The 26,982-nt window shown below is 64.2% G+C and carries 24 protein-coding genes and 1 pseudogene; 14 read left to right on the forward strand and 11 right to left on the reverse strand.

Annotated features, from left to right (window positions below):
- Positions 1-5: 5 nt before the first annotated feature.
- Positions 6-626 carry an anthranilate synthase component II gene (locus ACFPFW_RS10075; protein ID WP_114955737.1) on the reverse strand — a complete coding sequence of 207 codons (621 nt, stop codon included), beginning with the start codon at positions 624-626 and terminating at the stop codon, positions 6-8.
- 217 nt (positions 627-843) lie between these two features.
- Positions 844-2,304 (reverse strand): DUF1254 domain-containing protein, encoded by a 1,461-nt coding sequence (locus ACFPFW_RS10080; RefSeq protein ID WP_379770529.1) that lies wholly within the window; start codon positions 2,302-2,304, stop codon positions 844-846.
- A gap of 274 nt (positions 2,305-2,578) precedes the next feature.
- Here ACFPFW_RS10080 and ACFPFW_RS10085 point away from each other — a divergent pair, with 274 nt between their 5' ends.
- From ACFPFW_RS10085 to ACFPFW_RS10125, 9 genes and pseudogenes are all read left to right on the forward strand, one after another.
- Positions 2,579-2,983: a hypothetical protein gene (locus ACFPFW_RS10085; protein WP_379770531.1), complete on the forward strand. Its 405-nt coding sequence runs from the start codon at positions 2,579-2,581 to the stop codon at positions 2,981-2,983.
- A 118-nt stretch (positions 2,984-3,101) separates the two neighbouring features.
- A complete protein-coding gene (fabD, locus tag ACFPFW_RS10090) occupies positions 3,102-4,037 on the forward strand; it encodes an ACP S-malonyltransferase (protein ID WP_114955734.1) in 936 nt (311 codons plus the stop codon).
- A gap of 108 nt (positions 4,038-4,145) precedes the next feature.
- Positions 4,146-4,883, forward strand: coding sequence for a 3-oxoacyl-[acyl-carrier-protein] reductase (fabG, locus tag ACFPFW_RS10095; RefSeq protein WP_114955733.1), 738 nt, complete (start codon positions 4,146-4,148; stop codon positions 4,881-4,883).
- A 234-nt stretch (positions 4,884-5,117) separates the two neighbouring features.
- Positions 5,118-5,354, forward strand: coding sequence for an acyl carrier protein (locus ACFPFW_RS10100; protein WP_114955732.1), 237 nt, complete (start codon positions 5,118-5,120; stop codon positions 5,352-5,354).
- 49 nt (positions 5,355-5,403) lie between these two features.
- Positions 5,404-6,666 (forward strand): beta-ketoacyl-ACP synthase II, encoded by a 1,263-nt coding sequence (gene fabF / locus ACFPFW_RS10105; protein WP_114955731.1) that lies wholly within the window; start codon positions 5,404-5,406, stop codon positions 6,664-6,666.
- A 58-nt stretch (positions 6,667-6,724) separates the two neighbouring features.
- Positions 6,725-8,227: an endolytic transglycosylase MltG gene (gene mltG, locus ACFPFW_RS10110; protein WP_379770537.1), complete on the forward strand. Its 1,503-nt coding sequence runs from the start codon at positions 6,725-6,727 to the stop codon at positions 8,225-8,227.
- Between the two features lie 71 nt (positions 8,228-8,298).
- The gene (locus tag ACFPFW_RS10115; RefSeq protein ID WP_114955730.1) at positions 8,299-9,186 is read left to right on the forward strand and encodes a YicC/YloC family endoribonuclease; all 888 of its coding nucleotides are present in this window, start codon (positions 8,299-8,301) and stop codon (positions 9,184-9,186) included.
- Positions 9,183-9,845, forward strand: coding sequence for a guanylate kinase (gene gmk / locus ACFPFW_RS10120; protein ID WP_114955729.1), 663 nt, complete (start codon positions 9,183-9,185; stop codon positions 9,843-9,845). Before ACFPFW_RS10115 ends, gmk begins: the two co-directional genes overlap by 4 nt.
- A 61-nt stretch (positions 9,846-9,906) precedes the next feature.
- A pseudogene (locus ACFPFW_RS10125) lies at positions 9,907-11,604 on the forward strand (glycerophosphodiester phosphodiesterase family protein); the annotation flags it as partial.
- 131 nt (positions 11,605-11,735) lie between these two features.
- Here the strand turns inward: ACFPFW_RS10125 and rsmA are convergent.
- Genes rsmA through lptF form a run of 5 tightly spaced genes read right to left on the reverse strand, consistent with a single transcriptional unit; the run spans position 11,736 to position 18,199 of the window.
- Positions 11,736-12,593, reverse strand: coding sequence for a 16S rRNA (adenine(1518)-N(6)/adenine(1519)-N(6))-dimethyltransferase RsmA (rsmA, locus tag ACFPFW_RS10130; RefSeq protein ID WP_114955727.1), 858 nt, complete (start codon positions 12,591-12,593; stop codon positions 11,736-11,738).
- The gene (gene pdxA / locus ACFPFW_RS10135; RefSeq protein ID WP_114955726.1) at positions 12,590-13,588 is read right to left on the reverse strand and encodes a 4-hydroxythreonine-4-phosphate dehydrogenase PdxA; all 999 of its coding nucleotides are present in this window, start codon (positions 13,586-13,588) and stop codon (positions 12,590-12,592) included. Before pdxA ends, rsmA begins: the two co-directional genes overlap by 4 nt.
- Positions 13,589-13,620: 32 nt before the next feature.
- A complete protein-coding gene (locus tag ACFPFW_RS10140) occupies positions 13,621-15,954 on the reverse strand; it encodes an LPS-assembly protein LptD (RefSeq protein ID WP_379770543.1) in 2,334 nt (777 codons plus the stop codon).
- 29 nt (positions 15,955-15,983) lie between these two features.
- Positions 15,984-17,072: an LPS export ABC transporter permease LptG gene (gene lptG / locus ACFPFW_RS10145; protein ID WP_162799586.1), complete on the reverse strand. Its 1,089-nt coding sequence runs from the start codon at positions 17,070-17,072 to the stop codon at positions 15,984-15,986.
- A gap of 5 nt (positions 17,073-17,077) precedes the next feature.
- Complete coding sequence (gene lptF, locus ACFPFW_RS10150) at positions 17,078-18,199, reverse strand: LPS export ABC transporter permease LptF (protein WP_114955723.1); 1,122 nt, start codon at positions 18,197-18,199, stop codon at positions 17,078-17,080.
- A 107-nt stretch (positions 18,200-18,306) separates the two neighbouring features.
- On the opposite strand from lptF, the gene ACFPFW_RS10155 reads away from it, so the two are divergent.
- A complete protein-coding gene (locus tag ACFPFW_RS10155; protein WP_114955722.1) occupies positions 18,307-19,809 on the forward strand; it encodes a leucyl aminopeptidase in 1,503 nt (500 codons plus the stop codon).
- A gap of 109 nt (positions 19,810-19,918) precedes the next feature.
- Complete coding sequence (locus ACFPFW_RS10160; RefSeq protein WP_114955721.1) at positions 19,919-20,368, forward strand: DNA polymerase III subunit chi; 450 nt, start codon at positions 19,919-19,921, stop codon at positions 20,366-20,368.
- Between the two features lie 295 nt (positions 20,369-20,663).
- Here ACFPFW_RS10160 and ACFPFW_RS10165 read toward each other — a convergent pair whose 3' ends face one another.
- Entirely contained in the window at positions 20,664-22,505 is a 1,842-nt protein-coding gene (locus tag ACFPFW_RS10165) for an ABC-F family ATP-binding cassette domain-containing protein (protein WP_114955720.1), read from the reverse strand.
- Between the two features lie 45 nt (positions 22,506-22,550).
- Complete coding sequence (locus ACFPFW_RS10170; protein WP_114955719.1) at positions 22,551-23,069, reverse strand: DinB family protein; 519 nt, start codon at positions 23,067-23,069, stop codon at positions 22,551-22,553.
- Positions 23,070-23,444: 375 nt separating this feature from the next.
- Here ACFPFW_RS10170 and ACFPFW_RS10175 point away from each other — a divergent pair, with 375 nt between their 5' ends.
- The 3 genes from ACFPFW_RS10175 to ACFPFW_RS10185 all read left to right on the forward strand — a co-directional run bounded on the left by ACFPFW_RS10175 (position 23,445) and on the right by ACFPFW_RS10185 (position 25,158).
- Positions 23,445-24,152 (forward strand): TerC family protein, encoded by a 708-nt coding sequence (locus ACFPFW_RS10175; RefSeq protein WP_114955718.1) that lies wholly within the window; start codon positions 23,445-23,447, stop codon positions 24,150-24,152.
- A gap of 171 nt (positions 24,153-24,323) precedes the next feature.
- Entirely contained in the window at positions 24,324-24,746 is a 423-nt protein-coding gene (ndk, locus tag ACFPFW_RS10180; protein WP_114955717.1) for a nucleoside-diphosphate kinase, read from the forward strand.
- Between the two features lie 79 nt (positions 24,747-24,825).
- The gene (locus ACFPFW_RS10185) at positions 24,826-25,158 is read left to right on the forward strand and encodes a hypothetical protein (RefSeq protein WP_162799585.1); all 333 of its coding nucleotides are present in this window, start codon (positions 24,826-24,828) and stop codon (positions 25,156-25,158) included.
- Position 25,159: 1 nt separating this feature from the next.
- Here the strand turns inward: ACFPFW_RS10185 and purN are convergent, their stop codons facing one another.
- Positions 25,160-25,813: a phosphoribosylglycinamide formyltransferase gene (gene purN, locus ACFPFW_RS10190; RefSeq protein ID WP_114955715.1), complete on the reverse strand. Its 654-nt coding sequence runs from the start codon at positions 25,811-25,813 to the stop codon at positions 25,160-25,162.
- Positions 25,813-26,880 (reverse strand): phosphoribosylformylglycinamidine cyclo-ligase, encoded by a 1,068-nt coding sequence (gene purM / locus ACFPFW_RS10195; RefSeq protein ID WP_114955714.1) that lies wholly within the window; start codon positions 26,878-26,880, stop codon positions 25,813-25,815. Before purM ends, purN begins: the two co-directional genes overlap by 1 nt.
- Positions 26,881-26,982 lie beyond the last annotated feature (102 nt).

Below are 26,982 nucleotides of genomic sequence, written 5' to 3' on the forward strand. Positions count from 1 at the left end.
GGCAATCAGCCGGCCTTGCGGAGGGAGCCGGTACGGCGGCTGTCGTTCCACTCGCGGGCGATCGCGAGGAAGTTCGAAAACAGGGTGGACCCGTGTTCGGACGCAATGCTCTCGGGGTGGAACTGCACGCCATGAACCGGCAGTTCTTTGTGGGACAGGCCCATGATCAGACCGTCCTCGCTCTCCGCCGTCACTTCGAGCTCGGCGGGCAGGGTCGCGCGGTCGACGACAAGCGAGTGATAGCGCGTCGCGTGGATCGGCTCGTTGATGCCGCGGAAGACGCTTTTGCCCTGATGGTTGATCAGGTTGACCTTGCCGTGGACCGGCACGGGCGCACGAACGACGTTGCCGCCGTAGATGTCGCCCATCGCCTGCATGCCGAGGCAGATGCCAAAAACCGGAATCTCGGGGCCCGCGCGGCGGATCAGGTCACAGGAAATGCCTGCTTCTTTAGGCGTACACGGTCCCGGCGAGATCACGATCGCGTCCGGCCGGTCGGCCATGACGTCCTCGACCGTGGTCTTGTCGTTGCGCAGGACTTTGACCTGCGCGCCTAGGCGGCCGATGGCGTGCAACACGTTGAAAGTGAAGCTGTCGTAGTTGTCGATGAGCGTGACGCGGATCATGCGAGGTCTTTAGCAGACGCCGTGCAGCGGCGCGAGTGTGACGGAGGCCGATCGGTTTCCAGCTAGGCCGTGACCCGATGAACGCGAACAGCTTGAATTGGCGAAAGCGGAATTCCGCTTCGAGAAATACATAAAGCCGTCGCTCGTCGGGCTTTTGCAAAACGGAACCATCAGGTCTGGTTCATGGCGGTGTCGCCGACCAGCACCGTCGGATCCATCATTTGATGGCTTCGATCTCGCTGATCCGCCAGCTCCGGTCGAAGAACGGCTCGAGCGGACTATAAAGCCGCAGACATACAAACCAGCCCTTGTCTGGCATCGTCTGAATCCAGTTTCCCCTGGCAACTCCGACCGGCTGGGTTGGTGAGAAGTAGACCGTGGTTGAGCCGTCGGCATTGGCTTCCGCTGCGGGCGAAGGGTAGCTCTGGCTGCCGGCCCGCGGGTATCGTTGCGGCGTGTCGAGCATCGAGCGGGTCATGTTGTCGTACACCGTAAGCGACCAGAAGTTGGACTCCGGAATATCCTTAGGCAACGTGACCTTGTAGGTTTTGGACCCATCGAAGTACTTCCTGTCGGCGTCTCTCGCCGTGATGAGATACTGCGAGCCGATCCCCGTCAGGCGCATCGCCATTGCCGGCGTAATCCCGGTGATGCCGTAGAAGAAACTCGTGCGGGCGTCCATCTGACGGTATCCCGTCGGCGGGTAGGGCTTTGCCCCGTTACGCGTGATTTCGGGGATCGGGGTCTCGAACTCGTAACCGCTCTCGAAGAGCATGTTGAACCAGGACGAGTCGGGATAGAAGAACCAGTCTGGGTCCCTCGGATTCATCAGGAGATTGCGCGACGCGGCATTCGCCACCGCGACGGCGTCCGTCATGATCCCTCGCATGCGCTGGTCGGGCGCGAACGGCTTGCCTTTCACAATGCCGACGGCTGCGATTGGACCCATCAGCTCGACGTCGAGCGCGGTCGCGGGCTCGTCCTGGACCACCTCGTCCAGTAGCTCGAAGTAACTCCAATCGTTCGGGGGAAGGGTGTTCATTACCTTTCCGCTTCCCTCATGGAAAATGGTAGCCGGGGGCTCGATGATCTTGCCGAGGCGCGCGGTGCCGGCGAGGAAGGCGGCAATCGGGGTGCCGACGCCACCCGGCTCGAAGGGGTAGACCTTCGTGGACGACTTGATCACGTCGACGGCCGGCTTCGGGTCGCGTCCGTCCTTCAGAAAGGAGCGGCCGAACCAGAGGATGCCGTTCGTCTTTGCGTGGGCGATGAAGTAGCCGCCGTTCGGTAGCTCTCCATCGTAGCCGGGCGGGACGATGAGGTATTTCCCGCCGAGGCCACGGTCGGGCCCCGGACTGCCCATGTCGGTCACCCAGTGAAACCAAGCATCCTGCACGATGCCGAGGAACTCGGGCGGCGACTCGATCACGACCGGACCGTCGCTCAGGTCGAGCCACCCCATGACGTAGATCGTGTCCGCGTTCGGGGTCAGGAACAGCGACTTCGCGTCCATCAGTTCGGAGAAAACCAGCACCTCGTTCTTCTTGACACCCATGTCCTCCATTCCGCGCCGGAGCGCGCGGATGCTGACGCCGCGCATGGTGTCCATGAAGGTGCGGTAGGCGTAGGTGAAGTCGAGCTGATCGTAGAGCGCGTCGGCAGTCGGCTCTGTCGGCACCCCATCTTTGAACTCGAACGTACCGCGCGATGTCTCCACCACATTCGGTGTGACGATTGACGTTGGGACCGACGTGTCCGCTCGGGCCTGTGGCGGGGAGAGGAGTGCACAGCTGGTTGCGAAGGCAAGTAAGAAGCCCTTAAGCATGGCGCTCCTGCCTCTAAATCTGTGGTTTGGCGACGACCACCGTGCAGATCACTTATGTCGCAACGGCCTCCACCAGCCTACCCACTCTTCCGGTGGTTGAATAGCCCGACACGCGCGCGCTGGACCTGTGATCGAAGTCGTTCATTATTCGACCATTGTCGAGGATTGCAGTCCAGCTATGCGCACCCATTTCATAGTCACGGACGACGTAAACAAAAGCTTCGCCGCCCGAGCAGAAGCAATCGCGGTCAGCCAAATGACGGCCGCAACCGGGATGGAAGTTATGACCAATCTTATCCGCGTTCTCATAGCATCGAGTGCTCTTGCACTCAGTGCGAATGCTGCTCTCGCCAATTCCGGCAAGGTCGACGCAGAAATCCGTAACGAGATTTACCATGAGCATACCGCGATTCCACCGATGTCGCAGGGATTGATGTACGGTATGACACACCATCAGCTGCCTCCGGCGGTCTCGACCGCTCCCCAGACCAAGGCCGCGACCTTCCACAGGGTACAGAAGTACCATCAGTAAGCAGAGCTGGCAGAGACCAGGAGGCCGCCCGACGGGCGGCCTTTTTGCTTGCGCGAGCTTGACAGTGCGCCGCTGTGTCGTGTCTGTGCGCCTCCTCAAGAAACAAGAGGAGACACGGATGGGAACGGCCTTTGTCTTTCCGGGGCAGGGCAGCCAGCAGGTCGGCATGGGCCGCGCGCTCGCCGATGCCTTCCCCGTGGCCCGTGCGGTCTTCGACGAGGTAGACGAGGCGCTCGGACAGAGGCTTTCCAAGATCATGTGGGAAGGCCCCGAGGACCAGCTGACGCTGACCGCGAACACTCAGCCGGCGCTCCTCGCGGTGTCGATCGCGGCGCTCCGTGTGCTCGAGGCGGAGCGCGGGCTCGATCTCGCACGCAACGCCAAGTTCGTGGCCGGTCATTCCCTTGGTGAATATTCGGCGCTTTGCGCCGCCCGCAGCCTCTCCCTTTCGGATGCCGCGCGCCTTCTGCGCATTCGCGGCGAGGCAATGCAGGAGGCCGTGCCGGTCGGGCAGGGCGGAATGACCGCTCTGATCGGCACCGATCCCGACCAGGCCCGCGAGATCGCGGCCGAAGCCGCGCAGGGTGAGGTTCTCACGGTCGCGAACGACAATGGCGGCGGACAGGTCGTCGTCTCCGGCCACAAGGCAGCGGCCGAGCGCGCGATCGAGATCGCCAAGGCCAAGGGCGTGAAGCGCGGCATCCTGCTGCCGGTGTCCGCGCCGTTCCATTCGCCGCTGATGGCGCCTGCGGCCGATAAGATGCGCACCGCGCTGCTCGATGCCGTGGTCAACGCTCCGGTCGTGCCGGTCGTCGCCAATATGGTGGCGCGCGCCGTCACCGACCCGGACGAAATCCGCAAATTGCTCGTCGAGCAGGTGACCGGAACGGTTCGCTGGCGTGAGAGCGTGGCTTATATGGCCCAGAACGGCGTGACCCGGTTCGTCGAGCTTGGTTCCGGCAAGGTGCTCGCCGGACTGGTGAAACGCATTGCCGACGGCGTTGAAGGGACCAGCATCGGCACGCCGGAAGATGCGGCCAGCTTTTCAATCTAGGCTCCCTCATTGCCGGGCTTGACCCGGCAATCCAGACGCAGCGCCGATCTCGGGGCTCTGGATGCCCGGGTCGAGCCCGGGCATGAGGGATGGAGGAGGAATCATCAAATGTTTGACCTGACCGGGAAGAAAGCGCTCGTCACCGGCGCCACGGGTGGAATCGGCGGCGACATCGCGCGCGCGCTTCACAAACAAGGCGCGACCGTCGTCCTGTCCGGCACCCGCGCCGAGGCGCTCGATGCGCTTGCGGGCGAACTCGGCGAGCGGACGCATATCCTGACCTGCAACCTCTCCGACGCGGCGGCGGTCGACGCACTGGCGGGGCAGGCGGAGACGGCGCTCGGCGGGCTCGACATTCTTGTCCACAACGCAGGTATCACTCGCGACAATCTCTTCATGCGCATGAAGGACGAGGAGTGGGATGCCGTCCTGCAGGTCAATCTCACCGCCGGATTCCGCCTCTATCGCTCTGCGCTGCGCGGGATGATGAAGCGCCGTACCGGACGACTGATCGGAATCACCTCGGTCGTCGGCGTGACGGGCAATCCGGGGCAGGGCAATTATGCGGCGTCGAAGGCCGGCATGATCGGCATGTCGAAGGCACTGGCCCAGGAGGTCGCGAGCCGCGGCATCACCGTGAACTGCGTGGCGCCTGGCTTCATCGAAAGCCCAATGACGCACGCGCTGAACGACAAGCAGAAAGAGACGATCATCGAGAAGGTGCCGGCCGGCCGTCTGGGTACGGGTGGTGACGTCGCCTCCGCTGTGGTCTATCTCGCCAGCGACGAAGCATCCTACGTCACCGGCCAGACGCTGCACGTGAATGGCGGAATGGCGATGATCTGAAGGCGGAGCTGAGGCGTGGAAGGCTGGCCGGGGCTTGTGGCCAATCTAAAATAAGTGTGTTAATCGACCCCGCGATTTTTGATCCCGAGGGGAGAGAGGCCCGGTTTCGGAGCGGTGCGCCGCCCGCTGCCGGACACTCTGCGGGGGCAAAAAAACCGATGCCCGATCGGGCCCGTGGCTCTCCCCGAGTCGCAGACCGTGGCGGCACATCCAACATTTTTGAGGTACCGAGCGATGAGCGACATTGCCGAACGGGTTAAGAAGATCGTCATTGAACATCTTGGCGTTGACGCCGAGAAGGTGACGGACAATGCCAGCTTCATCGACGATCTGGGCGCGGACAGCCTCGACACCGTCGAGCTGGTCATGGCGTTTGAGGAAGAGTTCGGCGTCGAAATCCCGGACGATGCCGCCGAGACGATCCTGACCGTCGGCGACGCCACGCGCTTCCTCGAGAAGAACGCGGGCTGATTTTTTAGGAAACACGGAGCGCCTTTCGGCGCTCCGTCATGGAGCTTTGATGAGACGCGTCGTTGTTACCGGCATCGGAATGGTCTCTCCGCTGGCCAATGGCGCGGAACTGACTTGGCAGAAGCTCCTGAACGGACAATCGGGTGCGAAGCCGATTGAGAAGTTCGAAGTCGAGGATCTTCCGGCCAGAATCGCCTGCAGCGTCACTCGCGGCGACGGCACTGACGGCACCTTTAATCCTGACGAATGGATGGAGCCGAAGGAGCAGCGCAAGGTCGACGATTTCATCCTGTTTGCGATGGCCGCCGCCACGCAGGCGCTGAACGATGCCGACTGGCATCCGAAGACGCCCGATGAGCAGAACACGACCGGCGTCCTGATCGGCTCCGGCATCGGCGGAATCGAAGGTATCGCGGAAACCGCCCTCATCCTGAAGGAGAAGGGTCCGCGCCGCGTCTCACCGTTCTTCATTCCCGGCCGTCTGATCAATCTCGCCGGCGGTTATGTCTCGATCGAGCACGGGCTGAAAGGCCCGAACCATGCCGTCGTGACTGCCTGCTCGACGGGCGCCCACGCCATCGGCGATGCAGCGCGCCTTATCGCACTCGGCGACGCCGACGTGATGGTCGCGGGCGGTACCGAATCGCCGATCAACCGGATTTCCGTCGCCGGTTTCGCCGCCTGCAAGGCGCTCTCGACCAGCTACAACGATACCCCCGAGAAGGCCTCGCGTCCGTATGACCGCGACCGCGACGGCTTCGTCATGGGTGAGGGCGCAGGTGTCGTCGTGGTCGAGGAGCTCGAACACGCCAGGGCACGCGGCGCCAAGATCTACGGCGAGGTGATCGGCTACGGCATGTCGGGCGACGCGTATCACATCACCGCTCCCACCGAGGACGGCGATGGCGCCTATCGTTCGATGATGGCGGCGCTGAAGCGGGCCGGTATTCCGGCGAGCGAGCTCGACTATATCAACGCGCACGGCACGTCGACCATGGCTGACACGATCGAACTCGCGGCCGTCGAGCGCGTTGTCGGAAACGCGGCGGGCAAGATTTCGATGTCGTCGACGAAGTCGGCGATCGGCCATCTTCTCGGTGCGGCGGGCTCGGTCGAGGCGATCTTCTGCCTGCTCGCGATGCGCGACCAGGTGGCTCCGCCAACACTGAACCTCGACAATCCGTCGGTCGATACGCCGATCGATCTCGTGCCGAAGGTGAAGCGGGAACGGGAAATCAATACCGTGTTGTCGAACTCGTTCGGCTTTGGCGGTACAAACGCGTCCCTGATTTTCCGCCGTTACAACGCCTGAGCACCGCCGTTCCGGCGCCAGCCGCGCCGGAATCCCGAAACGCGGACAGTGACGAGCGATGATGCAGGACCGACCGGACCCGAACGATCCAGCCAACCTGCCGCCCGACGTACCCGCGCCGGCGGAACCGGCCAGTCCGGCGCCTTCGACCGCGCCTCCCGTGCAGCCGGCGACGCCAATCTCCTACTCTGCTCCAGCCGAACCTGCGCCACAACCTGCCGCTCAAGGGAAGCCAACCAAGCGTTCGTGGTTTGGCGGACGCAGGGAGAAGGTCGCTGCCGCTCCTCCTCCGCCGCCGCCCGCTCCGCCGGCCAAGCGCCGGGGGCCGCGATGGTCCGAGCGTTCGCGCAGTCCGTTCGTTGCTGGATTCAACGCCGCGCTGAACATCCTGATCCTGACGTTGATTGGGCTGGCGGTGACCGTCTACTACGGCATCAAACGCTTCGACGAGCCGGGCCCGCTACAAGCCGACACGGTCGTATCCGTGCCGCGCGGGGCGGGCGCCCGCGACGTTTCGGAAGCGCTGGGCAAGGCCGGAGCGATCAGCAGCGAATGGCTGTTCGTCGCGGGTGTCCAGGCAACCGGCAATCGCGGCACGCTACAGGCTGGCGAATATGAAATCCCGGCGCGGGCGAGCATGCGCCAGATCATGGACATGCTGTCATCCGGCAAAGTGGTCGAGCACACGATCACGCTGCCGGAAGGACTGACCTCGATGCAGATCGTCACCCGGCTGATGGAAGAGCCGCTGCTGTCCGGTCCCGTTCGCGATGTGCCGCCGGAGGGTACGCTTCTGCCTGAAACCTATCAGGTGAAGCGTGGAGACAGCCGTGAGCAGATCCTTCAGCGCATGGCCACGGCGCAGAAGAAGCTCCTCGACGAGGTCTGGGCGAAGCGCAATCCGTCGGTGCCGGTGAAATCGCCGCTCGAACTCGTGACGCTCGCCTCCATCGTCGAGAAGGAGACAGGTATCGCCAGCGAGCGGCCGCGCGTCGCCTCGGTGTTCGTGAACCGGCTCGGCAAGCGCATGCGCCTGCAATCCGACCCCACGATCATTTACGGCCTGGTGGGCGGCAAGGGCACTTTGGGGCGCCCGATCCTGCGCAGCGAGATCACCCGTCCGACGCCTTACAACACCTATACGATCCCCGGCCTGCCGCCTGGCCCGATCGCCAATCCGGGGCGCGCCTCGCTCGAGGCGGCCGCCAATCCGGCGCAGACGAACGACATATACTTCGTCGCGGACGGCTCGGGCGGCCACGCATTCGCATCGACACTGAGCGAGCATAACCAGAACGTTTCGCGCTGGCGTGCGATCGACAATGCCAGACAGGATACCGACCGTGCCCCGGTAGAGGCTGTGCCCGAGGAAACCGAGGGTGCGGCCGACCAGGCGCCTCCTGCGGCGGCTCCGGCCGCACAACCGCAGCGACCGCGCCGCCAGCAGACGCCGGCGGCGCAACGTCCCCCAGCGGCGGCTCCCGCGGGACCTCCTGCCGCAGGTAGCGTCCCGCAGCAGCCGCGCCGCCCGGCGCCTCCGCCTCCCGCGCCGCCGCGCTGATTCCCTCAAGTTGAGCCTCCGGCGCGCCATCGCTAAGTTCGCACCCCAACCCCCGCCAGATTGGAGACCCGATGGGCCTGACCAGCATGACCGGCTTTGCACGTGCCGACGGCTCAGTCGGCGGATTGCGCTGGTCCTGGGAGCTCAAGACCGTGAACGGAAAGGGGCTGGATATCAGGCTGCGCATGCCGCCGGGTTTTGACGCGCTTGAGCCTGCCGCACGTGCGGCGCTCGGCGCGAAGCTGCAGCGTGGAACCTGCCACGCCAACCTCAGCGTCAGTCGCGAGGGTCAGGCTCCCGTCATTCGCATCAATGATGCGGCGCTTGAACAATTGGTGGCGGCGCTCGACGTTCTGAAATCGCGGATCGATGCGACGGCTCCCTCGCTCGACGGTCTGCTGGCTGTTCGGGGCGTGGTTGAGATTGCCGACGCCGAGGCCGACGAGGCCACGAAGGCGGCGGAAGGGGCAGCGATCCTCGCCGGGCTGGCACAGGCCGCCGACCAATTGTCGAAAGCCAGACGGGGCGAGGGAGAGGCGTTGCAGGCGGTCATTGAGGATCGCCTGGCCGGCATCGAGCAATTGACCAAGGCCGCCGATCAGAGTCCGGCGCGTCAGCCGGACGCGATCAGGGAGAAGCTTGCTGAGCAGATAAAGGCCTTGATTGGCTCGGCGCCGATGCTCGATCAGGACCGACTGCATCAGGAAGCGGTTCTTCTGGCGACCAAGGCCGATATCCGCGAGGAACTCGATCGGCTTTATGCGCATGTCGCGGCGGCGCGGGCATTGTTGGCCGAGGGGAATGCGGTCGGCCGACGGCTGGATTTTCTGGCGCAGGAGTTCGGTCGCGAGTCGAATACACTTTGCGCTAAGTCCAATCACGTAAGCCTTACCGCGATCGGCCTCGAACTGAAGGCCGTCATCGAGCAATTCCGCGAGCAGGTTCAGAACGTCGAATGAGCGACCAGCCATTAGAAATCGACCGCCGCGGCATCATGCTCGTCGTCTCGTCGCCGTCTGGAGCGGGCAAGACGACGCTGACACGCAACCTGCTGCAGGAAGAGAAGGAGGTCGTGATGTCCGTCTCGGTCACCACCCGGGCGAAGCGGCCGAGCGAGATCGAGGGCGTCCACTATCACTTCATCTCGCAGAGGCAGTTCGAGCGGATGCGCGAGAACGGCGACTTGCTTGAATCCGCGGAGGTTCACGGCAATTGCTACGGGACGCCGCGTGAACCCGTCGAGGCGGCATTGGCGGCTGGCAAGGACGTTCTGTTCGACATCGACTGGCAGGGTACGCAACAGCTTCGCCACAGCGTTCTGGCGCCTGACGTGATCACCGTGTTCCTGCTGCCGCCCTCGGCCGCGGAGCTGAAGGCACGGCTCGAACGGCGCGCGGAAGATCCCTCGGATGTCATCAAGCGCCGGCTCGAGAACGCCGCCGACGAGATTCCGCATTGGGTCGAATACGACTACGTGCTGGTCAACCGAGAGCTCGAGAGAAGCTTCACGCGCCTGCGCTCGATCCTGACGGCTGAACGGCTGAAGCGGGTACACCCGCAAAACGTCCAGGCGTTCGCCGACCAGTTGCTCGCCGACCTCAAGGGCTTCGCGTCCTAGGCATTCCTTGCGCCGCCCGGTAGGATCACGCCGAGGCAGCTCGTGATCGGGCGGTGCAAGCATGTCGCCCTGGCGTGTCGGTAGCTGGTCCTGGGTCGGGCGTATCCTCGGGTCGCTGATCGCGTTTTCGGCGATCATGGCGGCAATCTCACTCGTCGTTCTGGACCCGCTGGCGGTGGCGCTCGCCCAAGGCCTGGTGGCATTGCACGGCCAGCCCTTTGCCGGTGACTTCGATCTCGTCCCCTTCTTCCTGTCACCCGCGGGACTGCTGACCGCGCTGGTGATTGTGGGTGCGTTCGTCGTCCTGACGGCAATCGAATTCGGTGGCCTCACCCTGATCACCCTGAACGGTCTGATCCGTCAGCGGACGAGCCTGAGTTCCGTCACGCGCCGGCTAACGGTAAGGTTGCCGGCACTGTTGGTCCTGACCGGGTTGGTCTGCCTGGCCGCCTTCGTGCTGCTGATCCCGGTTGGCTTGGCGGCCCTCGTGGCCAAGAAGCTCTGGCTTTCGGACGGCGACATCTACTTCTTCGTATCGACGCGGCCGCGCGAATTCTATTACGCGGTGTTGCTCGTCGGAGGCGTGATGCTGCTCGCCGGGCTCCTGGGCGTGGTCCTGGTGCTGCGCTGGTTTCTGGCGGTGCCGTATTGCGTAGCCATGGGTGTCAGCGCTACGGCAGCGCTCGAATGGTCCGCCGCCGCAACGACCGGGCACCGCGGCCGGCTGCTTCTGCGCATCGCCACTTGGGCGGCGATCGCGCTTTTATTGTCCGTGGCCGCGACAGCGGGATTCACGGTCCTGTTTGATCATATCGCCCTAGAGCGGACGCTGGAGGGCGCTACACGGAATACGTTGCTCCTCGCGATCGCGGCTGCCGTGTTGGCGACGCTCGTCTCGGCTGTCATTCGCGCATTGTTTGCCGTCCTCGCGGTCGATCTGTACGCCAGATCGGGAGGCGTGCGGATCGCCGAGCCTTCCGAAAGTCCGCGCACGCCCCGCAGAGTGCTGGCGACTTGGCTCCTTTGCCTGTCCGTTCCCGCCGTCGCGACGCTCCAGACCGTGTGGGCGTTGGAGGCATTCGATCTCGACGACAGGATCGACGTCACGGCACATCGGGCCGGCTCATCGATGGCGCCGGAGAACACGCTCGCCGCTTTGGATAAGGCGATCGCCGCGCGGGCGGACTTTGCCGAAATCGATGTTCAGGAAACGCGTGACGGGGAGATTGTCGTGCTGCACGACACCGATCTCCGCCGCGTGGCGGGCGTCGCACGTTCGGTCTGGGACATCAGCTACGATGAGATCCGGCAACTCGATGTTGGATCGTGGTTCAGTCCGGCATTCCGCGACGAACGCATTCCGACATTGCGGGAATTGGCGCTCCGTTCGAAGGGGCGGATCCGGCTCAATGTCGAACTGAAGGTGAATGGACACGGCGTCGATCTGGCCAGCCGCACGCTCACCATCCTGAAGGAAACCGGCGTCGCCGACACGGCGGTCGTCTCCTCGTTCGATCAGCCGATTTTGGCCGAGGTGCGCCAGAAAGAGCCGGCAATCGTAATCGGCTTCATCGTCGCGAGCGGCGTGGGTAATCTCACTGCCCTGAACGTCGACTTCTATTCGCTCTCCGCGCGGCTCGTCACCCCAGCGTTGATCAGGCGCATCACCGAAACCGGCCGGAAGGCGCATGCGTGGGGTCTGAACAGCGACGCGGCAATCATCGACGCCGTGCTGGACGGGATCACCAATGTCAGCACGGACGATCCCGCCCTTGCTCGCCGGACGGTCGATGCGCTCCAGGAGATGAATGCGGCCGAGATCGCGCTGCTGCGCCTGCGACGGACTTTCGAGCGCCAGGGCCTGTTGCGGCGAGCGGCCGTCGCAGCGACTCAGCCGGTTGCGGCGGAACGTTCCGATAGAAGTTCGCGCGCGAGCGCGGCGAACCCGGCGACATCGATCTCCTCCGCACGGCGGGTCGGCTCGATTCCTGCTGCCTCGAGAGCCGCCACCGGATCGCGGAAGAGCGATTTCAGGCTCTGCCTCAACATCTTCCGCCGCTGGCCGAACGCCGCCTGCGTGACCTGTTCGAGTGAGCGGATGCGGCAGGGTTCCGGCTCGGCGCGCGGCACGAGATGGACGACCGAGGATGTGACCTTGGGCGGCGGAACGAACGCCGACGGCGCGACGTCGAACAGGATCTTCGCCTCGGTCCGCCAGCCGGCAAGCACGCCCAGCCGGCCATAGGCGCCGGTGCCGGGTTGCGCGACGATGCGTTCGGCGACCTCCTTCTGAAACATCAAAGTCAGCGACCGCCACCAGGACGGCCATGGCTCGGCGGTGAGCCAGCCCGTGAGGAGCACGGTCGCGACGTTGTAGGGGAGGTTGGCGACGATGCGCACGGGCCGTCCCGACAGGTGGCTCGCGAGGTCCGTCTCAAGCGCGTCGCCCTCGATCACCGTCAGTCTGCCGGGATAATGCTCGCCGACCTCCGCGAGCGCGGCGATGGCGCGGCGGTCCTTTTCGACGGCAATGACACGGTCCGCGCCCAAGGCCAGCAGAGCGCGGGTCAGGCCACCCGGACCGGGACCGATCTCGACCACTTCCGCTCCATCCAGCGGGCCCGATGAGCGGGCGATGCGGGCCGTGAGATTGAGATCGAGCAGGAAATTCTGGCCGAGACTCTTTCGCGCGCTGAGCTCGTGGCGGCGGATGACGTCTCGAAGCGGCGGAAGATCGTCAATGCTCATCGGGAGAGACGCTCGGCGAGCTTCAGCGCCTCGATCAGGCTTGCCGGGTTGGCCTTGCCGGTACCGGCGATATCGAAGGCCGTGCCGTGGTCGGGCGAAGTGCGGACGAAGGGCAGGCCGAGGGTCACGTTCACCGCGCTGTCGAAAGCGATCGTCTTGATCGGGATGAGCGCCTGATCGTGATACATCGCGAGCGCCGCATCATAACGGGTGCGGGCTCCGGCGTGAAACAGCGTGTCGGCTGGGTAGGGGCCGGTTGCGTCCACGCCCTCGGAGCGGAGGTGCTCGATGGCGGGTGCGATGACAGCGGCATCCTCTGGACCGAGCGTGCCGTCTTCTCCCGCATGCGGATTGAGGCCGGCGAGCGCCAGACGGGGATGCTGGATCCTGAACCGCTGGACCAGGTCGCGGACGACGATGCGGGCGGTTTCGACAATCAGGTCCTGTGTCAGTTTCGCGGGTACCTCGGCGAGCGGTATGTGCACCGTGACGGGAACGACGGCGAGGCTCTCGCTCCAGAGCATCATGACCGGCCGGGCGAAGACGCCGGTATGCTCCTCGGCGAGGACGCCCAGAAAATCGGTGTGCCCCGGATGCGGGAACCCGGCGCGCAGGAGTGGCGATTTGGAGATCGGATTGGTGACGACCGCGGACGCGGCGCCGGACTGAACCAAGGATACACCGCGACGGATCGATTCGATGACGGCCGGCGCATCCGCGACGTTCGGTGTCCCAGGCGATGCGACGACCGCCATATCGAGCGGAACGACCGGTAATGCGAGCGGAAACATCTCGTTCACGCGGTCAGGTTCGGTGACAACCACCGGGACGGACAGATTCAGCTTCTCGGCGAGCGCAGTCAGATGGTCCGGATCGGCGATCACGAAGAAAGGCGGAAGGCCCTGGCCCTGCCGCGCCTTCCAGGCCATCAGCGCGAGTTCCGGGCCGATGCCTGAGGGCTCGCCCATCGTCAATGCAAGCGGCCTAGGTGTCACGACACCGCCTCATGTCCCGGTTCCGCTCAGGATCAGGGTTGCCTGGTCTCGTCGTTGCTGGCGAGATTGCCGACATTGAACGAGCTGCCGCCCTCGCCGATGGTACGGAGAGAGAAGCGGACGAAGACCTTCTGTACCGGATCTTCGTTGCCGTTCTCGCTGAAATCGACCGAATAGGTCAGACCGAACGCATAGCATTCATCGATATATCCGATCGTCGCTGCGGTCCGGTCGAATTTGTCGACGTCCAGATTATAACGTGCGGCGGCGCCGACATAGACGTTGTCGTTCAGATTGACCTTGAGATTGCCGAGGACGCCTTCGCGCGCCTCATCGAACCCGATGCGCGGCTGTTCGTCGTAACGGCCATAGATCAGGCCGCCCGAGAAATTGTTCGTGGCGAACCTGCCTTCGACTTCGGCCGTGTTCGGGCTGAAATCGTCTTCGTCGAGGCGGAAACGGGACGAGAAGGACAGCTGACGCGTCAGCTGCAGATAGGCCCCCGTGACGTAGTCGGACTTGTCCTTGTCGAGGCCGGAATCGAGGCCCGCGTTGACCAGATCCTGCTCGGCAAACGAGTTCGTACCGAACAGGTGGTAGGACTGGCCGAACATCACGTTGAAGAAGCCGCCCGAATTGAAGTTGAAGGTGTACTGCGCGCCGATATTGGCGCGGCCGCCACCTTCCATTCGGTCGTAGCCCGAGAACTTGTCCCACTGGAACAAAGTGGTCGTGTCGAAGAAGACGCTTTGGGCGTCCTCGTTCGGCAAGGCTCCGATGTGGGACTCGTCCGGGCGCAGGATGAGCTGTGCAATCGGCTCGATGACATGCGTGCCCCAGCTCGTCGTCGCGACGAACGGATAGCGATATTCGAGGCCGGCCGCCGCCATGCCTCGGAAGACGAAATCTTCGTCGCTGTTGACGAGATTGCGGTAGACGTCCGGAACGACATCGACGCCATTGATCGAGGACGGGACGGGGTCGGAATCCCGCCACGCCAGATCGCCCTTGACGTAGGCAAACGGTGTCCAGACCTGACCGATGGGATCGACAAATTCCTTGCGCCACTGGGCGTCCGCGGATGCGCGGCTGTAATTCCCGCCAAGGCCCCGAACGAGGCACTCGCTCGTGGAGCAATCGAAGTCCGTCTCGTCACGCGAGAGGTTGGTGATGTTCGCATCAATCCGGACTTCGCCGCCCAGGACCGGCTTGTCGTGGACGTAGTTGTAGTCCCAGACGCCGACGATCGGCAGCTGCTCCTGAACGTCGTCTTCCGACAGGCCATAGAAGTGATAGGCCCGCAGATCGAAGTAATTGCGGTCGCCAACGCCGGTCAGATGAATGTTGGATACGGCTTCGGACCAGCCGGTTCCCCAGAGGTCATAGTCATCAAGGACAAAGCGATCGCTCAGGACGTTGATGTCCCAGCCCCAGGACCAGTACTGATTGATGGCGAACTCGCCCTTGGACTGAACCGCGCCGCGCCAGTCTTCCTGCTGTTCGGTCGTGCCGAACCGATCCGGGTCCTGCTGGAAGACGCCGGCGGCGCGGATGGAGTAGGCGCCGTTCATCACCCTGTGACGGAATTCGACATCCAGCAGCGGTCCCTGCTCCGACAGGTAGGTCGGGGCGACCGTGACGTCCATGTTGGGCGCGATGTTCCAGAAGAACGGCGTCCGGACGCCGACGCCGTATTCGGTCGACGACATCAACGACGGCGTGAGGAAGCCGGTCTTGCGCTTCACCGTGGAGTCGGCGTGCTGGAAATACGGCAGGTACGCGATCGGCATGCCAAAAAATTCGAGACGCGCGTCCTCATAATAGATCGTCTTGTTGTTCTGATCGTGGATGATGCGCGCTGCCTTGATCTGCCATAGCGGCGGCTTGTTCGGATTGTCGCGGCAGGGTTCGCAGGCCGTATAGACGCCGTTGTCGAGGACAGTGACATTGCCGCCCTGACGGACCGCGCGAGTGGCGGCGAAACGCGTCTTGTCGACGCCCTCGATGAGAAGCGAATTGACGAAACCGGCGCTCAGATCCTCGGAAAGCTCGAGTTCCTGGGCGTGGATGACATTGCCGCTCGCCTCGGTCAGGCGGACATTGCCATAGGCATAAACCTTCGCGGTTGCCTGGTTGTAAACGACGCGGTCCGCCTCGACCGTGGACGTGCCGTAATCGAGCCGGACATTGCCGACCGCTGAAACCGTCTGCTTGGTGTCGTCGTACAGAAGCTCGTCGGCATTGACGTGCATCTGCTGGTTCGGGTCGCGCAGCCCGCCGGGCGTCTGCGCCCAGGCCTGCGAAAACGGACCGAAAACCAGGCAAAGCAAAGCCGTCGCCGCAGCAGCCCCGAGCCGCGCAGCCAAACGGTTCTTACTGGACGGACCCAACCCTCTCATCCGTCTTCCCGGTGTAGAAGCACCGTCACGCTCATCAACGCCCCAATCACGGCGGGTGTCCACGCCGCAACCGCCGGGGCGACAAAGCCCGCGGCGCCCAAATCCTCTGCCACCTTGCCGAGGACATAAAGCACGAAGCCGGCCCCTATGCCACCCACAACAGCCTTCGCCACGCCCCCTGTACGGGAGAAGCCGAGCGAAACTGTCGCAGCGATCAGGATCATCGTCACGAACATCGCCGGCTGCGCGATAAGAGACTGATATTGCATCTGGAATTTGGTCGGAGACAGGCCGGCTCTCTCGGTGCTCAAGATCACCGAGGGGAGGGCCCAGAAGCCGATCGCATTCGCGTCCGACAGCGAATCGGCAACCTGCTGCGCGGTCAGGTTGGTGGCGAGCAGATAGGATTGATGATTCTCCGGTGTCGCACCGATCCGGACGACATGCGCATGATCGAGCTCCCAGTAGCCGTCTCGCAGCGTTGCCTTGTCGGCGTCGACGCGCTCCTGCAGTGCTCCGGACTGGGTGAATACGAAGGCCGTGACCTTGCGGAGAATCCGGCCCCGTTCCGAGGACGACTGCGCCCGGATGATCGACTGATCGTCGACGCTCTGCTGCCTGATCCAGCGCCCGCCGGTCGGCGGCGCCTTGGCCGAAAGCCTCGCGGTCAGATCCGCCGATTGCTCGGTGAGCCATGCGGAGACAGGGCTATACGCGGCGGTCGCGAGGATGCCGACGATAGCCGCGACGATGCAGGCCGGAGCGACGATCTGCCAGATCGAGAACCCGGACGCTCGGCCAACCACCAGTTCAAGCCGCCGGGAGAGACCGACAAAAGCGCCGATCGCGCCGAAGAGAACGGTGAACGGCAAGGTCTCGCCGGCGATGCCGGGCGCACGTTCGAAAGAGACCTGCATCATGTCGAGAACGCCGACATTGTCTTCATCGCCGAGGCGCCGCGCGACCTCGACGAAGTCGATGACATAGATCAGTGCGAAGACGATCAGGAACGCCACCATGATCGCCAGCAGCGCGCGGCGCGCGATATAGGCGGGAAGAAGCGGGAGCAGGGTGCCGGCGAGCATCTGCGCTACGCCGTTCTCGGTTGCGGCGAGCGCGTGCGGGACGCCATCAGACCCGGTCCGAGCACCATCCAGAGACTGATCGCGCATACGGCCAGAGGCAGGATGTAGAGCGCCGGCACCGCCCAGGCGCTGACGGCGATCTGGTTGGTCAGCCACAGGCTGGCGACCCGCACGGCGACGACGGCAAGCACCGCCGCCAGAATGCCGGCAAACCTGCTCTGTCGATTACTCTGGGGGCGGCCAAGGGCAGCGAACGCGATACACATAAACGCCACCGGATAGAGCGGGGTCGTCAAACGATCGTGCAACTCCGATCGAATACGGCCCAACGCCGCCTCCGACTTGACGTCGGAGGGTGGTTTCCACAGGCCGGAGATATACTGCTCTCTTGGTTTATAGGAGATGACCACGTCATCGTCCTGGAACGGCGAAAGGTCGAAGGCGTAGCGATCGAACGTGACCAGGCTGGCATTTTCCTCGCCGGTCGCTTTGCGCATCGCCGTCCCGTTTTCCATCACGAGATAGGTGCCCTGGTCGGTCTTGACGACCTGGCCACGCTCGGCCGTGTAGACGATGTCCTGCTTCCTGTCCCTGTTGTCGGCGATCATCACGCCGATCAGCGCGGCGCCGGCATCGCGGCGACGTATATGGATCGTCACTCCCCGGTCGAGCTGGGTGAATTCGCCCTCCCTCAGCACGTTGACGATGACGTCGGCATGGATCGCGGTGATGATGTCGCGGACCTTGCGCAGGCTGGCAGGGATCGCGCTCGTGCTCAGGATGCCGACGGCGAGCGCGACGATTATCGAGACGACCCAGAACGGCCGCATCAGCCGCAGCGGGGTGACGCCAGCCGCGCTCAGCACCGGCAGTTCTGAATCGGCGTTCAGGCGGTTCAGCACGTAAACCACCGCACCGAACAGGGCGACCGGGGCGACCAGGAGAGCGAAATAGGGGGCCGCGAGCGCGGTCACCGCAAAGAAGGTCCAGAAGCTCTGGCCGCGCGTGGTGATGAGGTCGAACTCGCGCAGCGACTGGCTGACCCAGACCACGGCCGTGACGGCGACGACCGCGCCGATGAAGGCTGAAGCCGTGAGCCGGACCAGATAGCGTTCGAACGCACTCATAGCCGTGAAAATCCGACACCTTGGCTTTGCGGGAACCGAGGCCTAAACAATGTGTCCCGCCGCACGGCCCCGCCCGTGCACTTTGAGTCTGAGGAGCTTACAGCCGTATGGCCTCTACCCCCAAGATCGCGTTCGCGAAATCGAGCATTCCGACAAAAGGTGTTGCCGTCGTGCTCACCGACAGCAATCTCGGTTTTTCAGGCAGTTCCAAGGCGCTCATCGATGGACTTGGCGATTTCGCCCGTATCGCAGCGGCCGCGAAGTTCACCGGCAAGGCCGGTTCCAGCGTCGACATCGTTGCGCCGAAGGGCACCGAACTCGACCGGCTGATCGTGTTCGGGCTCGGTCGCGGCGAGGGCGATCCGGCCACCGAATGGGTGAAGACTGGCGGCCAGATCCTCGGCAAGATCGGCTCGGCAGAGGCCGCGACGATCCTCGTCGACATTCCGCCGGGCCTCGACGACGCGCCAGCGCAGGCGGCTGCCGACATCGCGCTCGGCGCCCGTCTCCGCGCCTACAAGTTCGATCGCTATAAGACGAAATCGAAATCCGACGACGAGAACGGCGCCTGCGCCTCCTCCCTGACCATTGCGGTCGAGGACGAGAGCGCGGCCAAGAAGGCCTGGAAGCCGAAGCACGCGATCGCGCAGGGCGTCGACATCGCCCGCGACCTCGTCAACGAGCCGTCGAACGTTCTCTATCCGGAAGAATTCGCCAAGCGCGCCAATCAATTGGTCGACGATGGCGTCGAGGTCGAGATCCTTGACGAGAAGGCGCTGAAGAAGATCGGCATGGGCGCGCTGCTCGGCGTCGGCCAGGGCTCCGAGAAGGAAAGCCGCGTCGTCATCATGCGCTGGAACGGCGCCAAGGATTCCAAGGAGCGTCCGGTCGCCTTCATCGGCAAGGGCGTGACGTTCGATACCGGCGGCATTTCGATCAAGCCGGCGGCCAGCATGGAAGACATGAAAGGCGACATGGCTGGTGCGGCCTGCGTGGTCGGCCTGATGCATGCGCTGGCGACCCGCAAGGCCAAGGTGAACGCGATCGGCGTGATCGGCCTCGCCGAGAACATGCCGGACGGCAATGCGCAGCGGCCGGGCGATATCGTCACTTCGCTTTCGGGCCAGACCATCGAGATCATCAACACCGATGCCGAGGGCCGCCTCGTCCTCGGCGACGTGCTCTGGTACACGCAGGACCGCTTCAAGCCGGCCTTCATGGTCAATCTGGCGACCCTGACGGGCGCGATCCTCGTTGCTCTCGGCCAGGAATATGCCGGTCTGTTCTCGAACAATGACGAATTGTCCGAGCGGCTGCATGCGGCGGGCAAGGCGACCGGCGAGCGCGTCTGGCGCCTGCCGCTCGATCCGGCCTACGACAAGATGATCGACTCGAAGTTCGCCGACATGAAGAACACCGGCGGACGTTATGGGGGATCGATTACAGCCGCTCAGTTCCTGCAGCGTTTCGTCAACGGTACGCCGTGGGCGCATCTCGACATCGCCGGCACCGGCATGGGTTCGTTGCAGAACGACATCAACAAGAGCTGGGGTTCGGGCTGGGGCGTGCGCCTGCTGAACCAGCTCGTGGCGGACCACTACGAGGGGTGAGTTTTCGCGGGCGCGGGAAGCCCGCGAGCCCGGAATCCATAAGCCCTGTGCCTATTGCGGAGACCGGGGATATGGGTTCCGGCTCCGCTTCGCGGCTCCGGAACACGCGATGACCGAAGTCTTTTTCTATCACCTCCAGCAGCAGCCGCTGGAACGGGTTCTGCCCGTTCTGCTCGAACGTTGCCTGGAGCGCGGCTGGAAGGTCGTGGTCCAGGCCGGCTCCGACGAGCGGGTGAGGGCGCTCGACGAACTGCTCTGGACCTTTTCCGACGAGAGTTTCCTGCCGCACGGGACCGAGGCGGAAGGCAAGCCCGAGATGCAGCCGATCCTGCTGACCGCGTCCGACATCAATCCGAACGGGGCGCAGGTCCGCGTCCTGGTCGACGGCGCGGAAGGGCCGGACCTCGGCGCCTATATCAGGGCGATGGTCCTGTTCGACGGCAATGATGAGGATGTTGTCGCGGGAGAGCGCCTTCGCTGGAAGGCGCTGAAAGCCGCCGGTCACGAGATCGCCTACTGGCAGCAGGACGATAGCGGCCGCTGGGTGAAGCGGGCTTAGAGCCAGGGCAGCCGCCTCTCCCGCTTGCGGGAGAGGCCGACTCGCGAAGCGAGCGGGTGAGGGCATTGGGGCGCTGCCACCGTCGTCATCCTCCGGCTTGACCGGAGGATCCACGCCACACGGCAAAGGCTCCTATGGGTCCTTCGGTCGAGCTGGAGGACGACGTCCCATCTTGTTTCCCTTATGCCCGGGCTTGACCCGGGCATCCAGAGCCAAGCAACGGGTGTTGCTGCTGGATTGCCGAGTCTCGAGCCCGGCAATGAGGGAATCCATAAGGATCCCGCTCCTTACCGACTCACGCCATCGCCTTCTCGAGTTCCGCCCCTGCCGCGAGCCAATCTTCCTCAGCCTGCATCAGCTTCGTGGCGAATTCCGCACGCTTCTTGGCAAGCTGCCCGGCCCGCAGCGGGTTCGCGGTTCCCGCCGCGAGTTCGTCGTCGATCTTGCCGATATCGGTCTCCAGCTTCGACACCTGGGCTTCGAGGTCGCGGATGCGGGCACGCAGCGGGGCAAGTTCGGCCTGGCAGTCGGCGGCGGGCTCCTGTTTGCGGGCCTTCCCTTCGCCATCGCCGCGCGCGGTCTTGAGGATCAGTTTCTGATAGTCCTCAAGGCTGCCGTCGAATGGCTTCACGGTGCCGTTCGCGACAAGCCAGAGTTCGTCGGCGCAGGCGTCGAGGAGGTGCCGGTCGTGGCTGACCAGGATCACGGCGCCTTCGTACTCGTTCAGCGCATCGACCAGGGCCGCGCGGCTGTCGATGTCGAGATGGTTGGTCGGCTCGTCGAGGATGAGCAGGTGAGGGGCCTCGAACACGGCGAGGCCCATCGCCAGCCGCGCCTTCTCGCCGCCGGAGAGGCGGTTGACCTGGACATCGGCGCGCTGGGCGGAAAAGCCGATCTGCGCCGTGCGGGCGCGCACCTTGGCGTCCGGCGCGTCCGGCATGCGCTCGCGGATGTGCTGATAGGGCGTCTCGTCGAGATTCAGGCCCTCGACCGTATGCTGGGCGAAATAGCCGATCTTGAGCTTGGACGAGCGGTGCGCCTCGCCGGCCATCGGCCCAAGCTCGCCGGCGAACAGCTTCGACAAGGTGGACTTGCCGTTGCCGTTGGCGCCGAGCAGCGCGATCCGGGCGTCGGGCGCGAGCGACAGAGCCAGGTTCTTCAGGATGACGCGCTCGCCATAGCCGATCGAGACGCGGTCGAGCGCGAGGATCGGAGGCGCCAGCGGCTTCTCGAACGGCGGGATGATGAAGGGGGGAACGTCGTTCTCGATGCGGACGGAGATCGTCTCCATCTTCTCCAGCCGCTTGACGCGCGACTGGGCCTGGCTGGCCTTCGAGGCCTTGGCCTTGAAACGGGCGACGAAGGCTTCCAGCCGGGCGCGCTCTTCGTCCTGCTTCTTCTTGGCCTTGATGTCGAGCGCCAGCTTCTCGCGCCGCTGCCGGTCGAAGCTGGTGAAATTGCCTCGGTAGAGAACGAGCTTGCCGCCATCGAGATGCAGGATGTGATCGACGGAGGCGTCGAGCAGATCGCGGTCATGGCTGATGACGAGGACCGTGCGCGGATAGCGCGCAAGATAGTCCTGCAGCCAGAGCGTGCCTTCAAGGTCGAGATGGTTGGTTGGCTCGTCGAGCAGCAGCAAATCCGGCTCGGAGAACAGGACCGCCGCCAGAGCGACGCGCATGCGCCAGCCGCCGGAGAAGGACGCGCAGGGCCGCTGCTGGGCGTCGGCATCGAAGCCAAGACCCGCCAGGATCCGGGCCGCGCGCGAGGGGGCGGAATGGGCGTCGATGTCGACGAGGCGTATCTGGATGTCAGCGATGCGGCCGGGGTCCGTCGCCGTCTCGGCCTCGGCGAGCAGCGCGGTGCGCTCGGTATCGGCGGCGAGCACGCGGTCGAGCAGGCTGTCGGGGCCCGACGGCGCTTCCTGCGCCACGCGACCGAAGCGGGCGGCTTTCGGCAGCTTCAGAGTGCCGTCGTCGGGGCCGATATCGCCGGCGATCGCCTTGAAGAAAGTGGTCTTGCCGGTGCCGTTACGGCCGACGATGCCAACGCGGGCACCCTCGGGAATCATGGCCGAGGCATTGTCGAGAAGCGTGCGCCCCGCGATGCGCAGCGTGAGATCGTTGACCTGAAGCATGGCGCCTTGTGCCGCCTCAGGCGCTTGAGGGCAAGTGACGGTTCGTCAACCCAGACCCACGCCGCTCTCGCGCTGGTAGAGAATGAGGTCGAAGCTCGGTGCTAGATCGCGTCCGCCGAAGCGGGTCAGCAGTGCGTGCGCCTGCCCGCGATGATGTGTCTGGTGATTGAAGAAATGGACGAGAGCGGGCGCCAGCGGCTGGGCGATATCGGTTGGCTTTGAGATCGAACGGTAGCGGATCATGCCGGTGAGGTCGGCCTCGGTCAGGCTGTCGACCCACGAGATGATGACGTCGTCCTGCACCTCACGGGCAGCGCGGAGGGCGGCGAGATCGTCATGCAGGATGACGTCGAGCTCGTCGGGAGCGCTGCCCCGGCCGGTGAAGCGCCTCATCCAGATGTAATCCACGACCAGAAGGTGGTTGAGAGTGCCGTGAAGCGAGCCGAAGAACGCGCCGCGATCGGCCCGGTATTCCTCGTCCGGCACCAAAGCGGCGGCGTCATACAAGCGGTTGTTGGCCCATTTGTTATAGCCGGCCAGCATCGAGAACATGGTGTCCGCCATCCGAACTCCTTGAAGCTTGGCGCCTCTTGCCACCTTGGGCGTCCAGGGCGGCGACCTCCGACGGCGATCTTTCGTCGCTTGGGAGGTCAGGCTGATGTGCGGATGCCCGGTGCAACCATTTGTAGAATAACGCTTTTTCTCTCCGCGCCCGAAAATAGCCGCAAAAAATCGCGCCTGAAAGGGAGACATCCGTAGAACAGCGTATATTTACTGAGGAAAGTTTGCGTAGTATGCCCTCCGCGTTGACACCGGCAGGCTCGCCGGTCGCGGCCGCGCGCAATGCGCCCAACACAATAACAGACCCGGACAACCCGGGCTTATTCGGGGTTCAACGCTTTTCGGACGGAGACCGTCCGGTGGAAGGAGGCAAATACGTTGTCATGGGATTCACCCGAAGTCTGGATCGCACTCGGTCAGATCATCTGGATTAATGCCCTGTTGTCGGGCGACAACGCCGTCGTGATTGCGATGGCGTGCCGGTCGCTTCCTGACAATCAGCGCAAGATCGGCATGATTCTGGGTGCTGGCGTAGCAATCGGACTGCGCATCATCTTCACCATGATCATCGTCACGTTGATGGGGATTCCCTATCTCAAGATCGTTGGAGCGCTCGCGCTTCTCTGGATCGCGATCGATCTGATCAGACCGAAGGACGAAGGCGACCATGGTGTTGCCGCGCACGACAGCGTCTGGCGTGCCGTTGGCACGATCGCTATCGCCGACCTCGTGATGAGCCTCGACAACGTGATTGCCATTGCCGGCGTGGCGGGCGACCACTGGGGTCTTCTGATCATCGGCCTCGTGATCTCGATCCCCATGATTATTGCCGGTTCGGCGGCCATCCTGTGGCTGATCGACAAGTTTCCGGTCATCGTCTGGGCGGGTGCCGCGCTTCTCGGCTTCGTGGCCGGCGAGATGTTGCTCTCGGACGTGGCTCTTGCCGAGCGTTTCGGCGAGGAGTTCGTCCATAGCTGGGAGATGACGGTTGCTCTGTTCTGCGCCGCGGCGGTCGTCGTGGTGGGCTGGCTCATGGTCCGTGCCAAGCAGAAGAAGCGCGTCGAAGAGGTTACGGGCGCAGCCTGATCCTGATTTGCGTCGGGCGGTTTCCGCCCGGCGCTTTCCTTTTTCGAGGCCGCGCCGGGACCATTTCCCCCGCGACGAATTTGGTCTCTCGAACCTCTCCAGTTTTAGTTGCGGCGACCGCGCCCCTATCGGTATAACCGCACGTCTTTTTCCAGACCATTGCGGGATGTTATGGCGCTCGAACGTACTTTCTCGATTATCAAGCCTGACGCTACTCGCCGGAACATTACCGGCAAGATCATCGACCGGATCGAAAGCTCCGGGCTACGCGTGATCGCGTCGAAGCGCGTCCATCTGACCCGCGAACAGGCCGAAGGCTTCTACGCCGTTCACCGCGAGCGGCCGTTCTTCGGCGAACTCGTCGACTTCATGATCTCCGGCCCGGTGATCGTCCAGGTTCTCGAAGGCGAGAACGCGATCGCGAAATACCGCGAAGTGATGGGCGCCACGAACCCGGCCGATGCAGAGCCGGGCACGATCCGCAAGGATTTCGCGGAGTCGATCGAGGCCAATTCGGTCCACGGTTCGGACGGCGGGGACACCGCTCCGAACGAGATAAAATACTTCTTCGAGGACGGCGAGATCGTCGGCTGATCCCGGGGGATCGGCGTTTCTCAATCTTGCAAAGCGGGTAGCTCTCGGGCTACCCGCTTTTTTGTTTCTGGAGGCGGCGATGGCTGGTGCAGCAGGTCTGGTGCGAATTGGTGGCGCAATGCTGGCGGTGGCTCTGTTGGCAGCCCCGGCCGAAGCTCAGTTCTTGTTCGGCTCGGCCCCGAAAGGCCCGCCACTGACGCGTGAGCAGGTGCGCATCCGCCTGCTCGATGGCTGCGTACTCACCCAATCCGGCAAGGCCGCGGATCAGGGCGCCGGACCGAAATGCAATTGCTACGCCTCGCGAGTGGCCAAGGCGATGACGGACGCCGACATCCTGGCCTACAGCTCGACGAAGAAATTGACGCCGACGGTGCAGGCCGAAGCGACCAAGGCTCTCGCGGTCTGCAAATAAGTCAGAGCGGAGGAGCAATGAGGAGCGGGTGTACGGCGTCGCTCGGCTGTCCGGAATAGACGACGTGTTCGCCCTCGACCCGCGCGCGGCCGGAGGCGACGAGCGCGAGCGCGTGCGGGTAGAGCATGTGCTCCGCCATCAGAACGCGTGTGGCCAGGATGTCGGCGGTGTCGCCATCGAGCACCGGCACGGCCGCCTGCGCGATGATCGGCCCGGCATCCATCTCCTGGCGCACGTAATGCACGGTGCAGCCGTGAATCTTCACACCTTCGTCAAGGACCCGCTGGTGGGTATGCAGGCCCTTGAAGCTTGGCAGCAGAGCCGGATGGATGTTGATCAGCCGGTTATGCCAGCGCTCGATGAAATAGGGCGAGAGCAGCCTCATCCAGCCGGCGAGGCAGACGAGCTCGATGCCGGCTTCGGCCAATTCCTCGTCGACGAGCCTTTCGAGGCCCGGGCGATCATGGGCCTTGTGGTCGAAGGCGGCCGTCGGGATTCCGGCGGCTTCCGCCTTGGCGAGGCCGCCTGCATCCGGACGACTTGAGATGACGAGGGCGATCTCGGCCGGATAGTCCGGCTGTTTCGCAGCCGCGACGAGCGCCGCCATATTGCTGCCGCCGCCGGAGATAAGGGCGGCGGTCTTGAGCCTTCTCATCAGAAGGCGAGGTCCAGCGAGCCAATGTTCTCGGTGCCGCCGGATGTGCGCGGCACGACCTCGCCAAGGCGGATCACGCTCTCGCCGGCCGCGGCGAACGAGGCGGCGATCGCAACGGCCTGCTCGGGGGCGACAACCGCAACCATGCCGATGCCGCAGTTGAAGGTGCGCAGCATCTCGCTCTCGGCGATACCGCCTGCCGAGGCAAGCCAGCGGAAGACGCCGGGGGTGTCGATGGCGGCGAGATCGAGACGGGCGGCCAGATCATCGGGCAGAACGCGCGGGATGTTGTCCGGGAAGCCGCCGCCGGTGATATGGGCGAGGCCCTTGAGGCCGGTGTGCTGCTTCAGCACTGAGAGGATCGACTTCACGTAGATCCGGGTCGGAGCGAGGAGGGCACGGCCCGTGCTGACGGCGGGCGCGAACGGCGCAGGGTCCGTCCATTTCAGGCCGGCACGCTCGACGACGCGGCGAACCAGCGAATAGCCGTTCGAGTGGACACCCGACGAGGCGAGGCCAAGCAGGATATCGCCTGCGGCGATGCCCTTCGGCAGCAGCATACCGCGTTCCGCCGCGCCGACCGCGAAACCGCCGAGATCATAGTCGCCGTCGGCATACATGCCGGGCATTTCGGCCGTTTCGCCGCCGATCAGCGCGCAGCCTGCCTCGACGCAGCCGGCGGCCACTCCCTTCACGACGTCGACACCAGTCTGCGGCGCGAGATGGCCGCAGGCGAAATAATCGAGGAAGAAGAGGGGCTCGGCGCCCTGAACGACGAGGTCATTGACGCTCATCGCCACGAGATCGATGCCGATCGTATCGTGGATGCCGGTGTCGATCGCGATCTTGAGCTTGGTGCCGACGCCGTCCGTCGCGGCGACCAGGACCGGATCCTTGTAACCGGTGGCCTTCAGATCGAAGACGCCGCCGAAGCCGCCGATCTCCGCATCCGCGCCCGGCCGGCGCGTCGCGCGCACCAAAGGCTTGATCGCCTCAACCAGGGCATTGCCCGCGTCGATATCGACCCCCGCGTCGCGATAGGTCAGGCCCTGGCTTTTCTCGGACATCCAAATCTCCGTTCGACACGGGGCTTAGCCCGAGAGACGCGGGCTTTCAACGGTAAGGCCGCACTTCCCAAAGCTCCGGCACGCGCGATAACGTCTCGGCCG

The sequence above is a fragment of the Flaviflagellibacter deserti genome, from assembly GCF_042652085.1.
Lineage (GTDB): Bacteria > Pseudomonadota > Alphaproteobacteria > Rhizobiales > Methylopilaceae > Flaviflagellibacter > Flaviflagellibacter deserti.

Coding starts and splice junctions, on each gene's coding strand:
- ACFPFW_RS10075 (WP_114955737.1), bottom strand. CDS start 626: ATGATCCGCGTCACGCTCATCGACAACTACGACAGCTTCACTTTCAAC.
- fabD (WP_114955734.1), top strand. CDS start 3,102: ATGGGAACGGCCTTTGTCTTTCCGGGGCAGGGCAGCCAGCAGGTCGGC.
- fabG (WP_114955733.1), top strand. CDS start 4,146: ATGTTTGACCTGACCGGGAAGAAAGCGCTCGTCACCGGCGCCACGGGT.
- ACFPFW_RS10100 (WP_114955732.1), top strand. CDS start 5,118: ATGAGCGACATTGCCGAACGGGTTAAGAAGATCGTCATTGAACATCTT.
- fabF (WP_114955731.1), top strand. CDS start 5,404: ATGAGACGCGTCGTTGTTACCGGCATCGGAATGGTCTCTCCGCTGGCC.
- mltG (WP_379770537.1), top strand. CDS start 6,725: ATGATGCAGGACCGACCGGACCCGAACGATCCAGCCAACCTGCCGCCC.
- ACFPFW_RS10115 (WP_114955730.1), top strand. CDS start 8,299: ATGGGCCTGACCAGCATGACCGGCTTTGCACGTGCCGACGGCTCAGTC.
- gmk (WP_114955729.1), top strand. CDS start 9,183: ATGAGCGACCAGCCATTAGAAATCGACCGCCGCGGCATCATGCTCGTC.
- rsmA (WP_114955727.1), bottom strand. CDS start 12,593: ATGAGCATTGACGATCTTCCGCCGCTTCGAGACGTCATCCGCCGCCAC.
- lptG (WP_162799586.1), bottom strand. CDS start 17,072: ATGCTCGCCGGCACCCTGCTCCCGCTTCTTCCCGCCTATATCGCGCGC.
- lptF (WP_114955723.1), bottom strand. CDS start 18,199: ATGAGTGCGTTCGAACGCTATCTGGTCCGGCTCACGGCTTCAGCCTTC.
- ACFPFW_RS10155 (WP_114955722.1), top strand. CDS start 18,307: ATGGCCTCTACCCCCAAGATCGCGTTCGCGAAATCGAGCATTCCGACA.
- ACFPFW_RS10160 (WP_114955721.1), top strand. CDS start 19,919: ATGACCGAAGTCTTTTTCTATCACCTCCAGCAGCAGCCGCTGGAACGG.
- ACFPFW_RS10165 (WP_114955720.1), bottom strand. CDS start 22,505: ATGCTTCAGGTCAACGATCTCACGCTGCGCATCGCGGGGCGCACGCTT.
- ACFPFW_RS10170 (WP_114955719.1), bottom strand. CDS start 23,069: ATGGCGGACACCATGTTCTCGATGCTGGCCGGCTATAACAAATGGGCC.
- ndk (WP_114955717.1), top strand. CDS start 24,324: ATGGCGCTCGAACGTACTTTCTCGATTATCAAGCCTGACGCTACTCGC.
- ACFPFW_RS10185 (WP_162799585.1), top strand. CDS start 24,826: ATGGCTGGTGCAGCAGGTCTGGTGCGAATTGGTGGCGCAATGCTGGCG.
- purN (WP_114955715.1), bottom strand. CDS start 25,813: ATGAGAAGGCTCAAGACCGCCGCCCTTATCTCCGGCGGCGGCAGCAAT.
- purM (WP_114955714.1), bottom strand. CDS start 26,880: ATGTCCGAGAAAAGCCAGGGCCTGACCTATCGCGACGCGGGGGTCGAT.